Source organism: Candidatus Saccharibacteria bacterium (genome assembly GCA_016700315.1).
Lineage (GTDB): Bacteria > Patescibacteriota > Saccharimonadia > Saccharimonadales > SZUA-47.
On sequence record CP065013.1, the window covers coordinates 265,767 to 279,799 of the forward strand.

General features: G+C 45.6%; 15 protein-coding genes. 1 reads left to right on the forward strand and 14 read right to left on the reverse strand.

Annotated elements, in window-relative coordinates; translation table 11 throughout:
* Positions 1 to 68: 68 nt before the first annotated feature.
* The 12 genes from IPO96_01265 to IPO96_01320 form a co-directional block, all read right to left on the reverse strand.
* Positions 69 to 1,289 (reverse strand): type II secretion system F family protein, encoded by a 1,221-nt coding sequence (locus IPO96_01265; GenBank protein ID QQS65166.1) that lies wholly within the window; start codon positions 1,287 to 1,289, stop codon positions 69 to 71.
* A 45-nt stretch (positions 1,290 to 1,334) separates the two neighbouring features.
* Positions 1,335 to 2,402, reverse strand: a complete 1,068-nt coding sequence (locus tag IPO96_01270) for a type IV pilus twitching motility protein PilT (protein ID QQS65167.1) — start codon at positions 2,400 to 2,402, stop codon at positions 1,335 to 1,337.
* A gap of 129 nt (positions 2,403 to 2,531) precedes the next feature.
* Positions 2,532 to 4,301, reverse strand: coding sequence for a Flp pilus assembly complex ATPase component TadA (gene tadA / locus IPO96_01275; protein ID QQS65168.1), 1,770 nt, complete (start codon positions 4,299 to 4,301; stop codon positions 2,532 to 2,534).
* Between the two features lie 41 nt (positions 4,302 to 4,342).
* The gene (locus IPO96_01280) at positions 4,343 to 4,594 is read right to left on the reverse strand and encodes a hypothetical protein (GenBank protein ID QQS65169.1); all 252 of its coding nucleotides are present in this window, start codon (positions 4,592 to 4,594) and stop codon (positions 4,343 to 4,345) included.
* 101 nt (positions 4,595 to 4,695) lie between these two features.
* Positions 4,696 to 5,391, reverse strand: coding sequence for a hypothetical protein (locus IPO96_01285; protein QQS65170.1), 696 nt, complete (start codon positions 5,389 to 5,391; stop codon positions 4,696 to 4,698).
* A gap of 1 nt (position 5,392) precedes the next feature.
* Positions 5,393 to 6,058: a hypothetical protein gene (locus IPO96_01290; GenBank protein QQS65171.1), complete on the reverse strand. Its 666-nt coding sequence runs from the start codon at positions 6,056 to 6,058 to the stop codon at positions 5,393 to 5,395.
* A complete protein-coding gene (locus tag IPO96_01295; protein ID QQS65172.1) occupies positions 6,055 to 6,282 on the reverse strand; it encodes a hypothetical protein in 228 nt (75 codons plus the stop codon). The genes IPO96_01290 and IPO96_01295 overlap by 4 nt, the downstream gene beginning before the upstream one ends.
* Entirely contained in the window at positions 6,279 to 7,316 is a 1,038-nt protein-coding gene (gene pilM, locus IPO96_01300) for a type IV pilus assembly protein PilM (protein ID QQS65173.1), read from the reverse strand. Before pilM ends, IPO96_01295 begins: the two co-directional genes overlap by 4 nt.
* Before the next feature lie 85 nt (positions 7,317 to 7,401).
* Positions 7,402 to 7,746, reverse strand: a complete 345-nt coding sequence (locus IPO96_01305) for a four helix bundle protein (GenBank protein ID QQS65174.1) — start codon at positions 7,744 to 7,746, stop codon at positions 7,402 to 7,404.
* Positions 7,747 to 7,872: 126 nt separating this feature from the next.
* Positions 7,873 to 10,389 carry a hypothetical protein gene (locus IPO96_01310; GenBank protein ID QQS65175.1) on the reverse strand — a complete coding sequence of 839 codons (2,517 nt, stop codon included), beginning with the start codon at positions 10,387 to 10,389 and terminating at the stop codon, positions 7,873 to 7,875.
* Entirely contained in the window at positions 10,386 to 10,844 is a 459-nt protein-coding gene (locus IPO96_01315; GenBank protein QQS65176.1) for a hypothetical protein, read from the reverse strand. Before IPO96_01315 ends, IPO96_01310 begins: the two co-directional genes overlap by 4 nt.
* A 138-nt stretch (positions 10,845 to 10,982) precedes the next feature.
* Positions 10,983 to 11,855 (reverse strand): hypothetical protein, encoded by an 873-nt coding sequence (locus tag IPO96_01320; protein QQS65177.1) that lies wholly within the window; start codon positions 11,853 to 11,855, stop codon positions 10,983 to 10,985.
* 332 nt (positions 11,856 to 12,187) lie between these two features.
* On the opposite strand from IPO96_01320, the gene IPO96_01325 reads away from it, so the two are divergent.
* Positions 12,188 to 12,370: a hypothetical protein gene (locus IPO96_01325; protein ID QQS65178.1), complete on the forward strand. Its 183-nt coding sequence runs from the start codon at positions 12,188 to 12,190 to the stop codon at positions 12,368 to 12,370.
* A gap of 164 nt (positions 12,371 to 12,534) precedes the next feature.
* Here IPO96_01325 and IPO96_01330 read toward each other — a convergent pair whose 3' ends face one another.
* Together IPO96_01330 and IPO96_01335 are read right to left on the reverse strand one after the other, a co-directional pair.
* Positions 12,535 to 13,284: a hypothetical protein gene (locus tag IPO96_01330; protein QQS65179.1), complete on the reverse strand. Its 750-nt coding sequence runs from the start codon at positions 13,282 to 13,284 to the stop codon at positions 12,535 to 12,537.
* On the reverse strand, positions 13,277 to 13,819 hold the full coding sequence (locus IPO96_01335) for a TIGR00725 family protein (protein QQS65180.1): 543 nt from the start codon (positions 13,817 to 13,819) through the stop codon (positions 13,277 to 13,279). Before IPO96_01335 ends, IPO96_01330 begins: the two co-directional genes overlap by 8 nt.
* Between the last annotated feature and the right edge of the window lie 214 nt (positions 13,820 to 14,033).

Sequence of the window (14,033 nt, forward strand, 5' to 3'; positions counted from 1 at the left end):
TGTTAATTTATTGCGCTGTTCTTTGCAAGTATTCTTCAGTTTTACAGGTTGCGCTTACCAACCAAAAACTACCTCAAAGCACCACTGCCCACAAGCCCATAAATTGGCAGTAGAATCGCACCCACAATAACCAGCGATACAATTCCTAGAACTATCATCAAAACTGGCTCAATAACGGTCGAGATCGCTTTGACCTCATTATCAACTTCTTTTTCATAGTAAACAGCCGTGCGATCCAGCATCTGCTCTAAAGATCCGGAATCTTCACCAATTTTTATCATCTGCGGCACCAAATCCAAAAAGTAAGGGTCGCCACCTATAGACTCCGATAACGACTTGCCGCCTTTAACCTTTTCGGCTGCTTTGACCACTGATTCTTCTATCAAAACATTGTCGATCGCCCTAGAAGTAACCTGCATTGTCTGGAGTAACGGCACACCGCTAGCAACAAGAGTAGTGCCGGTTCGAGTGAACCGCGCCATGTAAAGCTTCTTAAACAAGCCACTTATCGGCCACATATTTAGCTTGGCTGTATCTATCGCCCGCTTTCCGCCCATAGTTCTGGCCCATCTTGTTGTAAAAAACGCAGCGATAGCTACTAGAATCAACACTAACCACCAAAATCTAATCGTAAAGTCTGAGATCGCAAGCAGCAACCTAGTCACGAAAGGTAAATTTGTACCAGGAAGACCCTTATACAGCTCCTTTACTTGGGGCAACACGGCCACAACCATGAAACCAACCACTCCGCCCATCACCAACAACACAATCACCGGATAAATCAGCGCCCCTCGCACTTTACTGGCCAGCTCAGCATCTTTTTCTTGCTGATTAGCTAGCCTCTCCAAAGCTTTGTCGAGTGTACCCGAAGTCTCACCAGCTGCAACCAGACTAGTATAGACCTGATTAAAAATGCTAGGGTGTTTTTCCAGTGAGACAGATAGCGCCTTACCGCCTTCGACATCGTTAATTACTTGTCCAATAACAGCAGACAGTTTCTTGTTCTTAGTCTGAGACATAACTGTTCGTAAGCTCTGTACTAGAGGTAAACCAGCATTGATAAGCGTAGAAAGCTGGCGCGAAAAGATAACTTTATCTTTGGCTTTCACTCTATTTAAAAGCCGATCAACAATATTCGCATCACCTGCACCTTTTGGCGTCAGCTCTAGTACTGTCAGCCCCTGGGCCCGCACCATTTTTGTCGCAGAGTTTTCATTTTCAGCCTCAACACTGCCTTTAACTGCCTTGCCGCTAACCGCATCCTTCGCTGTATATCTATAAGTTACCACCGCTGGCCTCCTATGAAGTTATTTATTAGCAGCCTAACCATCACCTTAACCCCGCATCAGGCGGTCTAACTCCTCGATATCTACTGCGAAGTTCTTGGCCTCATCGTAACTTATTGTGCCTTCATGGATTAACTGAACCAAAGTCTTGTCCATGCTCTGCATACCGTACTCTGCACCTGTTTGAATAACAGCATCAAGCTGGTGAGTTTTCCCTTCTCGGATAATGTTTCGCACCGCTGGTGTAGCTACCAAGATTTCGGCTGCAACCGTGCGTCCGCCTCCAATTGTTGGCACCAAACGCTGTGAACATATACCCATAAGTATGTTGGAAAGCTGAGCCCTAATCTGTGGCTGCTGGTGTGGCGGAAAAACGTCAATCATACGGTCAATACTTTGCGCAGCTGAGTTGGTGTGCAGTGTCGCAAAAACCAAGTGACCAGTTTCGGCGATCGTAATTGCGCTTGCGATAGTTTCTAGATCACGCATCTCACCAATCAATACTACGTCTGGGTCCTGCCTGAGAGCACTTCTAAGAGCAGTTGAGAAAGAATAAGTATCATAATGAACCTCTCGCTGCACCACTACCGATCGTTTGCTTCTGTGCGTAAACTCAATTGGATCTTCGATTGTAATAATATGTGTAGCTTTTTCGCTGTTAATTTTATCAACCACGGCCGCTAGGCTAGTCGATTTACCTGACCCGGTCGGCCCCGTTACAAGCACCAAACCTCGGGGGTAGTCAGCAAATTTATTCATGATTGCTGGCAAGCCAAGTTGTTCAACAGTCAAAATCTCGTTGGGTATCAAACGCAGTGCTGCCGCCAAGTTCCCTCGCTCGTGAAAAGCGTTTACTCGAAACCGCCCCAAGTCGCCAAAGGCAAATGAGAAGTCAAATTCCTTATCTTTTAGCAGCAATTGCTTCTGGTCTTCGTCCAAAATAGCGAACACCAAAGCCTCAACTGCCTCCTCGTTCAAAACTTCCGCTCCCGCAACAGGCTTAAGCGCCCCATCAACCCTTATCATCGGCGGCAAACCGACCTGAAGGTGAAGGTCGCTACCCTTCTTCTTGATGACTTCTTCTAGTAGTATCTCGATTCGTGGTTGTCCTTGCATCAGAATTCCCCCCTGATCTCATACTGTTTGGAACAGCCGTATAGAGCCCTGTGCCCTGAGCCCTGAGATATTCTTACTAACCCCACCTGTCTCTTGTCTCTTGTCTCTTGTCTCTTCATATCCCCCCTTTTATGCGTCCTCAGCCGCTACGCGGTTTACTTCACTGATACTAGTCATGCCTGCCAGCGCCTTAAGGTACCCATCCTGACGCATAGTAATCATGCCCTCTGCTTGCGCTTGTTTTTGGATATCGGTACTTGTAGCTCGCTCTAGGATAAGGTGCTGGATAGCTTCACTGATTTCAAAAACTTCGTAAAGTCCCATCCTCCCCTTAAATCCGTTTGGACTGTTTGGTTCGGGCTTACCCTTAAATAAAGTATAAGCGGAATCGGTACTCAGGGGCAAGCTCTTATAGCCCAAATCATCGCAGAACTTAGCCAAATCTTCCTTTGTCGGCGGCAATAAACCTTTTAGGGTGTTTTGTATAACTGTTGTTTCGGTCTCATTTGTCTGGTACTGTTCGCCGCCCGGCACAATCTTTCGGACTAAGCGCTGACCAATAACAGTATGAACTGTGCTGGCTATCAAAAAAGGCTCGATTCCCATGTCTAGAAGTCGTGGCAAAATTCCAGAAGCTGAGTTTGTATGAAGCGTGCTAAAAACCAAATGGCCTGTTAGCGCTGCCTGGACAGCCAGCTGAGCCGTTTCTTTATCGCGAATCTCACCAACCATTACTACATCTGGGTCTTGGCGGAGTATCGAACGCAGACCATTCGCAAACGTCAAACCAACTTCGGCGTTAACCTGTATCTGGTTAATCCCGCTCATCTTATACTCAACAGGGTCTTCGAGTGTTACGATATTGATCTCTTCGCTCTTAATTTCTTGTAGCAGAGCATAAAGAGACGTTGATTTACCCGAACCTGTTGGGCCGCTAGTCAGGATCATGCCATTGGGTCGCTCAAGTCCCTTCCGAATTTCCCTAAGAGCTCGGCCGTGATAGCCCATTTCTTCCAGCTTCAAGGTAGTACCCGATTTATCCAGAAGCCTAATCACCACTTGTTCTCCCCAGACAACTGGGCTGATTGCTATACGTAGATCAACAGATTTTCCACCAATATTAACGCTAAAGTTTCCGTCCTGCGGGATTCGATGTTCGTCGATCTTTAGGTTAGATGATATTTTTACTCTCGAGACTAGAGGCGCCTCAATCGATTTTGGTAACTGCATTATCTCGCGCAGCACCCCGTCAACACGGCAACGAATCTTTAAGACTTTTTCTAGTGGCTCTATATGAATATCGCTTGCTTTATTTTTAATCGCAAATTCCAAGATCGCATTTAAGGCTTTAGTTATCGGCGAGTCATTAACCGTATTTTGAACATCTTTTTTATCCTGAGTAACTTCATCTATGCCTAGCTGTTCGGCCAAAACACCAGTTACGTCTTGGCTAACGTCTTGGTCGTATTGTTGTAATACCTGATGAATACCTTCTTCACTGGCAGCATAAACCTTCAGCGGCCGACCAATTTTGTTACTCAAAAAGTCGGTCGCTTGAACATTATCGGGATCAAGCATGCCAATGATAATGCGATTACCGCTCTCGCCAAGAGGCACGGCCATGTAGCGCTGTGCAAGGTCTTGCGGCACTAACTGCAAAATGTCTGGATCAACTTTAGCGTTACTAAGATCGACGTAGGGCGTGTTACTGGCCCTGGCAATTAACTTAGTCAGATGTTCATTCGTAATAATCTTTTCAGCAATTAAGAGCCCAAAAAACGGCATTTTTCTGTCTTCAGCTAGAGCATGAAGGCTCTGTAGCTTTTCGGCCGTAACTTCACCGCCTTCAACAAGACTTTCTTCTACCCTTTTCTGTATTTCAGCCGAGATCATACTCATATTTTTGGTCTAAGCTCCTATTGGCTTTCCCTAAAGTCGGCTTACTGGCTAGCTTGGAAGGGTTTTGTATTATTACTTTCACCAATTTTAATTAATTGTGTTGGATTAACTGCCTGATCGTTAAAGATACTACCGCTGACAGGTCGTTTAAACTCAGCGCTAATCACTGGTACAACCTCGACTTTTACTTGTTTATCGGCGGGATTTCCGATTAGTAGTTTCGCCAGGAAAAACGCAGCAAAAGCACTTATCAGAGTTACGACTATAATTGTATTTCTATCCTTAGGCTTCATTTATCCCCTCCCCGTAGTACTAGAACTAGCTACTTTGCAACACCCAATCAAATGCCCTGCCTCAAAGGCCGCCAAGTACTGCGTACCGTGTACTGCGTACATCACTTCACCACCTTAGTAGTTACGTCAAACCTAGCCTCAGGCTGGTAGTAAGTAGTTAGATCTGTATTAAGCGTCATTGAGCTATCAGAGCCAGAAAGACGCAAATTATTTACATAGAGCGGCCTGATTGATGATTCCAAAGTTTTTATAAATGCTTGGATTTTAGTGTAATCACCTGTTACCGACAGGGGAACTTTTAGCTCTACCGGCGTTGCGCTGGCCAGTGCTGGCTGGGCTGCATTGCTTGCCGAGGAGGTAGAATTATCAGTCCCGCCCAACGCCGAAATAGTTACTCCGCCTTGGCTCTGTACCAGTTTCTCGATGCTAGTCACAAAAGCCGGAAAATCGTATTGGCTTGGCAGCGCATCCAGCACAATTCTGCTGTTGTCGCCATCACGGGTAGCGCTACCACTTTTGCTCCCACCAAGGATATTGACATCTTCATTTGCAAACGAACCGTAGGAGCTAACCAAAGTGTCGATATTAGCCTTGTTAGTTTTCAAAGTTTTCAAGGCAGCTCGCTTTTCATTCATTACTCTTCCGTTAAATAGTGCCTGCCTCACCAGAGAACTGACGCCAAACAAGGCAAAAATAAGTGAAGCTACAGCTATCGAAGTCATTATTACGATCTTCTGATTAGCCTTATCTATCAAGGAATATTTAATGGAAAACCCTTTTTTTGAATCTCCGCCCATACTACTGACCCTCACTTTTGTTCTCAAATAACTGAGCCGGTTTCTCTGTCTCCGAACGAGTACTAACAATATCTGGTACCGTCAAAACTGGCTGTTTTGTAGCATCGCTCAGAACTGGTTCGTATTTTGCGCTGATCGAGAAACTGCTACTAATTCCGCCGCGTGTCAAAGTCGTAGATACCTGGCTAAAAGCCTTTGTTTCGCTGTTATCGCCGTCACTAACTTTTGCGAACTTCAGAGTATCGCTAAACCTGTTCACCACTTCCAGCGAAGGAGCAGTACCGGTAAAAGTCACGGTGTGATCAACAGCATTAAGCTCAAAACTAGCAAGCTTGACATCAGCTGGTGTTAGTTTATTTATGTATTCAAAGAACCTTGAAGAGATAGGCTTTTTGTCATGCAAGCCTGGCAATGCATTGAGTTGATTCTGGATCGTCAAGATCTTATCAAGGTCAGGGGTAGCCTGAATACTACTTTTTACACTTTTTATGTCGTTAGTCAGGTTGGCAGTCAGCTTATTTTGTCCCAGCACGAACATCAAAGCTAGTAGTGTAGCTCCGGCAGAGCCTAATATAACTAAAGTGCTAATAGTCATAATTCGGCGCTTCAACTGCCGTGCTTTGACGTACTTCAGCTTTACATCTGGCAGCAAGTTAAATTGAATCATACTTGAACTCCTAAGCGTATAGTCCCTAGTCCATAGTACATAGTCTTTGGCATGAAAAGACTAACAGTTGAGTGCTCAGTGAGTTTTCTTGCTGAGTAGCGCAACGAGGCGTACATTTCGTACGACGATCGAGCAACGGAAGCAAAAAACTCGCTGAGTGCCAACAGCAAATCAAAAAGCACAGCTTTGCTGGGGTTTTGGGTTTGTGATGTTAGTCTTTTCATTCGTCCCTCTCTGCTAAGCCAGCCGCAACCGAGAACTGATGCGAAACTGTCATCAATTCGTTTTGTCTCTCTTGTCCAAACAAGATATTGCGCCAGGCGTTCCCGATCTCAACCGTTACAGCAAACTTGTTGGCAATATTAAGAGGTAATTCCGGTAATGTCGAAGCCGCTCCCGTCACTATAATCCGTTCCAGTTTTGCATCGCCATAACGAGCACTAAAGAACTTAATCGACTTCTCGATCTCACTCATCAAAATTTCGACAGAACTAGCAATAGCGTTGTGAATCTGTCCTTCTAGCTTATCTTTGCTCATTCCAAACTTATAGACGAATTGCTCAGCCTGTTTTTCGTCGATCCCTAGGTTTTGCATAGCCGCTTTTACTATCCCTGTGCTACCAATAGGTATCGTACGCATCAGTCTCGGTACTCCGCCCAGCACAACTATAAGATCACTCGAAACATCGCCCATGTCTACCATTAGCGCCGCACCCATGGCTGTCGGGTCTAACAATGCTCTGCTAATCGCCAAGCTATCTGGCTCAAAAGCAATTACGTTCAGCCCGATCGACTCGAGCATATCCAGGCGCTTCTCTACAAAATCATTAGCCACACTCGAAATAAGCACCTCTACCTTGCTGGCCTCTTTGGGCGAATCACCCAGTAGCGCCCAATCAATCTTGCTCTCGCTAAGAGGTGTTGGGATCAGTGAATCAGCTTGGTATTTAATAGTTTTCGCTAAATCTTCAGGGCTCAATCTGTCGATGTCGACGACCGCCGAAAAAACTTTATTGCTTGGGATACCAACGGCCACGTTGTTAGCACTAATCCCTACTTCGCTAATCAGCTCTCTAACAGCCATTGCCACTTTTTGCTGATCAGCTGCCGCATCGCTTTGGCTAATCTTAGAATCTATCGCTTTAGCCCCATATTTAAACAAGGTTCTTTGTGCGCCACCCCGAAGCTGCACAACTCGAATAGAGCTAGTGCCTATATCAAGCCCAAAGAAATCACTTTGCCCACTCAAGATACCCATATTGCTTATATTGTAAAGCATAAGCTATTTCATGCAAAGCCTGAAATTAGCTAGTCCCTAGACCCTTGTCGGTTGTCCCTAGTTATCAAGCTAGACTTTTAGAAAGCTTAGTCAGCATTTTTTGTATAATCTCTAGTTCTTCAATTATTGCGGCTATTCCAATTTTATAAATGTCTTCAACCATTATTAGTTGGGTCTCTAGTTCTGCGGCAGAGCCCGATGCTATTCGCAAGAAATGTTTAAACTCTTTGTCATTCCTCCTCCTATAGCCCTCTGCAATATTTGAAGGTATGCTCACGCTCGATCTCTTCATCTGAGAAGATAGTGCAAAGTCTTCTGTCTTTAGCAATTTTCTACATACTAAGTACACTTCCTTGACTAGCGATCGTGATCTTTGCCACACTTTAAGATCATTAAAGTTTTTATCCATAAACCAAATATAGATTACAAAGTAGGGATAAACAAAAGCGCTACGCGCTATCCCGTCATAAACGGCTACGGACTAGGGACTACTAGCTAGGGTCTAGCCACCAAGCTTTTAAATCGGATCGACCGATTAAAAGCTTGGTGGTAAGCTATTCACCGACTCATAATCTCTAAACTGATTCTCTGGATTATTAACTGCCCCAGCTGGACTAGACAGGTAAAATTCAGGTGTTAGACGTATCGTCTCACCCGCCGTGGTAATCGAGCCAGCAAAGGTTTCGTTTGGCGTTGACTGGTTCATCGTTCCCGCCAGCCGCCACAAGTTCAGTTTATTAGTGATCACCGCCCCGTTTATCTGTAGTCTCTTGTCAAGGCAAGGGTTGGGTGACATCAAGCTGACATCTGTATCTTTGTTGGCGTTACCCCTCGGATCTCCGGCGTTCAGCGCCTCGGCATAGCAAGTATAAAGCGTACCATTAGCCACCAAAACGCCGTCGAACCGCGCCAGCCTAGGGCTAATATATATATTACCCGTTGCCACAATAATTAGCGACGGCATGTTGCCTACGTTTGTCCAACCAGCGTTGTTATAGGCAATTGCCGCGTCGCCGCTTGGTCCAATGTACGCATCACCATCTACATAAATCCTGTACTTACCACTCACTGCGCCACTAGTCGTGAAGTAAGTATCGCCATTATAGCGCTGCACTGTGCTGCTGCCAGCAGGAGCAGTCGACAGCGAAACCGCGCCGCCAGCAGCACCGCCAGCCGGCATATCTGCCAACCAATCGGCCGTACACATTGGGTAACCAGCACGGCCACCCAGGTCTTCCTCGGCAGTTATTGTGCTATTAAACGCCGTCGCATAAGAGTTGGCATCTGGGAAGGTGTTGGCTAGCACCCGCCGCTGCGGGAAAGCATTGTCGGCCCCATTCTGCGTACTCGTTCTAAAGCCGGTTATGGAGCCTTGCGCCGTCGCAAGTAGCTGCGATCCCGAACCAACCAAAGCAAACGGATCATTAGCTGTCCGATCCAAGTAAGTTCTTATGCCAGCAAGCTCATTTGTCTGACAAACCCCTCCCTGCTCAAACCCCGACCCCGCAATCAACTCCCCGCTATAAGCCCTAAAATATGGATAATTAGACACCGAGAGCTCCAACGCCGGCACAGAACCATTACAATTTACTACTGTTGCTCCATTTCTGACACTTGCCAGCAGCGGATATATGCCCGGAGGCTTGTTCACCGTTTGCTCCACAATAATATCGTTCGACGATTGCTGAGGCGTCAAGCTATTATTGCCATTCAGCCCATAGGTAGTATTCGTGGTAACTCCCGCAGCACCAATCGAGATTAGGTCGATGCTCAGTGGCCAATCAGAGGCAGTTATGTTGCTACCGCCAGTTGCTGCCTCGTTCGTTACTTTAGCAATAACTCTCACCCTACCACTTGGCTGAACATTTGGCAGTACGCTATTAATGACTTGGTAAGACAATGTACAGCTCGGCGATCCAGTAACCACCGGGCAACTTCTATTGAGCGACGAGAGTGATTCGTCGAATGGCATCCACACTTGTAACCCGTTTCTGGCCCCTATATCCCAAAATACCCAAGAGTAGCCGTAGCCCGCCCTAACCGTTATAGGGTACTGCACAAAATCATCGTTACCACTTGCGACCCCAAAGTCGGACCTACCACTAGGATTTATAGTTCTAACTATTGCTCCACTTGGGTCGTATTCATATACCAGCATTTTCGGCATACCTCGCGAATTGAGTGTACCAGGCGGGTTCGACCCGACATTGGCATCGGCATCATATACTTTGAGGAATATTGTCGAATCGTTCTGAATAGTGCATCCAGGCTTAAACGACAATGAATACTCCAGATCATTATTGGTTGGCAAGTCGGTCTTCAAGGCAAAAGCCCCCAGGCCGGTTGGACCCAACAGGGCCTTTCGATTATTCTGCCAGTTGTTTTGATTATACTTATCTGGAGCACCGTTGGTAGCGTTTGACATAGGATCCGCATCAGAGCTAAATCCTACATATGATTGCCCAGAAAGAGCATGTGCCGTAAGCTTGCAGACAACATCTGTCGTAAGAGGATTAATAATTTGTGCAACTACTTTTGTAGTCTTATATACACCGTTAGATAACAAGAAATCACTCGGTTGAAAAGTAACTGTCTGGGTACCGGTACCAATGAATGTCGTATCCCTGACGATACCTACGGCATTAACGCTGGTAGTAGCATGAGCACACAACCATACCTTGACTCTTATCTGCTGAGCTACAGTTGGCTGAGTCCCCGAGTAAAGTATGAATGACGCATTTGGAGTATGTAGCGTCGAGCCGGGCGAGCCGTCACTATTAGCATAATAAGATGAAAGATAAACATAAGAACCATTAACATCGGGCCAGGTCGCAGATGTTGTGCGCGGCACGTTATTACAGTTGTTCGAGGCATTCTTAGCTAGCCCAGTTCTAGGGAAGTCAACCGCTGGAGTTTTGAAGTTAGCGTTAGCGCTGTTAAAACAGCTTGGCAGCGCTGCTGCTTTTTCGCTGTTTAGTAGCACTGTACATGTAGCGATTAGCCCCAGCAGCACAGCAAACAGTATTGGCCTAGCAAACCTGAATCTCATCATGTTCCCAGTATTCCTGCCTCTCGCTCCAACTTGTCTTGTTCTTCCTTAGTAGGTGGTACCTCTGTCTCATCAAGCAGCGGCGCTAGGTTGTCGGCCATAGCATTTAGCCTTTCAGACTCCGTGCCAAGCCCTGCACTAGCGTAGTACTTAGCAGCTTCTTCGTAAGATTTTTGAGCGCTTTTTAAGTCGTTATCAAATGAGTAACACCGCCCCAATGCTTCGTTAGTTGCAGCCAAATCTTTGGCTGCTGCCCCTTTGTCGGCTTGCTTGAGCTTGGCAAACGATTCACCACTGCACTTGCCTTCAAACAACTGCTGTTTTAGACCTTGACTCTTGTAGTAGTCAGCCGATCGGTTGCCGCTACTTCGAAACTTTAGGTAAAGCCCCAGACAAACAACTGCCGCCAGGCCCACCAAGCCGCCCACCATTAGCTTCTTCCTATTAAGCTTAACCATTATTATTAATATACATCATAATTGAGCTTATTCACATAATTAAGCACTAGCCGACTAGCTATAAAAGCACTAAACGCCCGTGTTTTACCACAAGCGTTTAGTATCTATGTACGAATAGCTTTTTGTTTTTAAGAGTAGCTACATCTCTCTAGCATTTATTCTAGAAATCGCCCCAGCCCGCACAGGGTAAAGATTCGCATCGCTGTATGGGTCTACACTGATGTTTGCTTTGAGTCCGTTTTGGACAGGCGCTGGGTGAGCTTCGTCCCATTTAGCCCTAGCATAGGCATCTAATGCGCCTGCTTGGCTAGAATTTAGTTCATCTTCTATGCCCGTAAAGCGAAACATCTGGCCGTAGTTGGTGTCTATACCTTCTTTATCAGAAGCAGGTTCAATAAACTTTAGGTCGCAGCGCTTAGCAATCGCTACCGCTTCTGGGCTGCCATCTACCTTAACCACATCACCTTCTTTGTTTCGGTGGTACATCTTAGTAAACAAACTCTTAGCTAGCTCTGGTTCGCCCTGCTGTCCGGCACATAGTTCGGCTACTCTTTCTTCAAAGGTTGGGGCTTGGGTGGTGGTAGTGGTGTTAGCGGAGTTCTTCTTGGTGGATTTAGTTGTGCCGCCAGAGCTATTGCCATTGTTGCTTCCGCCGCCGTTGCCGCCGTTATTACCACCGCCATTGTTACCACCGCCTTGTGGCTTAGTGGTTGTGGTGCGAGGTTTGGTGGTGGAGGTGCGAGGGCGGGTGGTGGAGGTGCAGACTAGTATAATACCGCCATACTCATCCGTCGTCTGCACACACCCCTCAACCCGTTTCTCTGGTTGTAGTACTTGTGGGGCTTCTTGAGCTATTGCTTGAGCAGTCGGCACACCGAGTATTGGCGTTAGCACCATACCGGCTCTCAATAACAAGCCTTTTGGTTTCTTAGATTTGCTAACTTCAGCCATAGGCATAGCACCCATCTCTGGGGATCGTGATAATTCGTTGCTTCTGTTGCTTGCACTCATGGCTTTCTGCTCCTTACCTGAGACTTGGGGGGGTTTCTGCTCAGATGATTAGTTAACTTAACTTTGGTCTATCGGTGCTAGCGGGCATTTTACTGTCCCTTGCTGACTGCTTGTACCGATCTTTTTTTGGCACGTTTTGAGCGTTCGGGCTCTAAGTTTCACAGTTAGTTTACTTTTTCCAGCAGCCTTGTTTACTTACTAAACAACCAGCTACCGAAATACTGACTAACCTTAACCTTAAAGCACACCCCAACTATACCACACCCCCACCCCCGTTGTCAATAGCCCGATTCTAGCAATTAGCGGGAACGGTAACCTTTACTTATGATCTAATGCGCCCCTCGCCTTCCATTACCTCCCACCCAACACCCCTACAGCCAACCTTCATGTACGACATGTTTGCCACGATCGTGGTTTTTATGTCGTCTTTTTATACTCACACCCCTGTAATTCACAAGGTAGACCAGGCTGCTTTCACGACTGTCACTACGACTAAGGCGCAGTCAAAACGCTAACCGTTATGCATTTATCCACCATTTTGCTTATGTTTTACCCAGACTTATCCATACCCCATCCCCACCCCACCAAACACCACTACACCTCCCTTCACGTACGACATGTTTGCCACGACCAAGCGTTTTCTTGTAGGCTTCTTGGCTTTCGTATATTTTTTTGTTCGCTATACACGTTTACTACCCTCGACTAAGCCGAGTGAAGACTTTTGACTCAGGAAGTCAGATGTCTCATTAACCGCACGAGCTAACGCTCTCTCGGGTTCAAGATTATTGATTAAACCACTTACATACTCTGCGAAAAATGTGTCGCCTGCTCCTATAGTATCTCTTAACCCTTCAACTACATTAGACGGTACGAAATATCTTTGTGAATTGTAAAATAGCTCTACTCCAAATATACCATCTGTGATTATTAGCATTTTCTTTTTTTGTTCTTCGACAACAGTTTTTGGTATATAACGCATTTCTTCCCTAGTACCTTTTAAGCAAAATATGCTTTTAGAAACCTCTTCTGCTGCTAACCAATTTTTTTTCCGGCCAAAAAAATCTCCATCTCTTACATAACCTTGTATATCTAAGAAAACAAGACTGTTATGAAAGTCCACGCTAGAAAGATCCCACTCATCTGATACTGTCGATACTACCACCCATTTTGCTAGTTTAATGTCTATTGTCTTACGTATCTGTCTAGGTTTTTTTATTACCCGACCTTTTTCGCCATCTCTAGTGACCAGAATTTCTACCTCCAAACTCTTACAAAGAGCGTCGTCAAACGGCACGAAGTTTTTCGAGAAGACACGTTCTAAGAAATATGCTGGACCTCGGTAACTATCTTCCAGTAAATCTCCAGACTCACTAATAACTATGTCCCTACTCCGAGTAGAAATAATATAGACTCTGTCACTCTTATTCATACTTATTTACATATTCCCGCGCTTTACTAAAAGCTATGCTCACTGCTTGCTCTGGTGACTCTGCTGCTAGTACCATCTGTCTTTGTCTGTTATCCATAAATTGTCCGGCCAGCTTGTCTGACCATCCACCCATCCCTGAGACCACTACCATAGGTATACCTGCTTGATAGGCAACCGTTAGTTCGTTCAATGTCCCGGACCCACCACTGATAGCTATTACTACATCACACGATAAGGCGAGTACAAACTCTCTCCCACCTCCTCTTTCCATACCAGTAGGTATAATTACGTCAGCATCAGATTGTAATATCTTCTTACCCTTACCATAAGTTATTCCTACCGTCAGACCACCTTTTCTTTTTGCGCCTCGACAAGCGACTGTGGAGAGAGAGTCTGAATCTTTCTCCGCACCAAAAACCAGTATTCCGCCTTCCTCAGCGATTAACTCTCCTACTCTTTCTGCAATCAGTTCAACTTCCTTAGTATAATTAAGGTCAGCCATTGAACCCATGACTCCTATCTGAAGTTTACGCATAATTATTTACTCCTTTTAGTATAATATTTGCATTAATTAATGGTAGATACTCTACTTTTTTTCATAGAGTTTTTGCCTCCCGATTTCTTTGTACTAAACTTTCATTATTCTTTCTCCATACTAAAAACACCAGCTCGCGCTGGTGTTTTATTAAATTTAGTTTTCTACATCAATACGCGAACTTTGAAACTAGCAACATGGTGATGCAAATGGG

Excerpts from the sequence above, each read along its gene's own strand:
- IPO96_01270 (QQS65167.1), bottom strand. The coding sequence starts at position 2,402 with ATGCAAGGACAACCACGAATCGAGATACTACTAGAAGAAGTCATCAAG.
- tadA (QQS65168.1), bottom strand. The coding sequence starts at position 4,301 with ATGAGTATGATCTCGGCTGAAATACAGAAAAGGGTAGAAGAAAGTCTT.
- IPO96_01280 (QQS65169.1), bottom strand. The coding sequence starts at position 4,594 with ATGAAGCCTAAGGATAGAAATACAATTATAGTCGTAACTCTGATAAGT.
- IPO96_01285 (QQS65170.1), bottom strand. The coding sequence starts at position 5,391 with ATGGGCGGAGATTCAAAAAAAGGGTTTTCCATTAAATATTCCTTGATA.
- IPO96_01290 (QQS65171.1), bottom strand. The coding sequence starts at position 6,058 with ATGATTCAATTTAACTTGCTGCCAGATGTAAAGCTGAAGTACGTCAAA.
- IPO96_01295 (QQS65172.1), bottom strand. The coding sequence starts at position 6,282 with ATGAAAAGACTAACATCACAAACCCAAAACCCCAGCAAAGCTGTGCTT.
- pilM (QQS65173.1), bottom strand. The coding sequence starts at position 7,316 with ATGGGTATCTTGAGTGGGCAAAGTGATTTCTTTGGGCTTGATATAGGC.
- IPO96_01305 (QQS65174.1), bottom strand. The coding sequence starts at position 7,746 with ATGGATAAAAACTTTAATGATCTTAAAGTGTGGCAAAGATCACGATCG.
- IPO96_01310 (QQS65175.1), bottom strand. The coding sequence starts at position 10,389 with ATGATGAGATTCAGGTTTGCTAGGCCAATACTGTTTGCTGTGCTGCTG.
- IPO96_01315 (QQS65176.1), bottom strand. The coding sequence starts at position 10,844 with ATGGTTAAGCTTAATAGGAAGAAGCTAATGGTGGGCGGCTTGGTGGGC.
- IPO96_01320 (QQS65177.1), bottom strand. The coding sequence starts at position 11,855 with ATGAGTGCAAGCAACAGAAGCAACGAATTATCACGATCCCCAGAGATG.
- IPO96_01325 (QQS65178.1), top strand. The coding sequence starts at position 12,188 with ATGCGCCCCTCGCCTTCCATTACCTCCCACCCAACACCCCTACAGCCA.
- IPO96_01330 (QQS65179.1), bottom strand. The coding sequence starts at position 13,284 with ATGAATAAGAGTGACAGAGTCTATATTATTTCTACTCGGAGTAGGGAC.
- IPO96_01335 (QQS65180.1), bottom strand. The coding sequence starts at position 13,819 with ATGCGTAAACTTCAGATAGGAGTCATGGGTTCAATGGCTGACCTTAAT.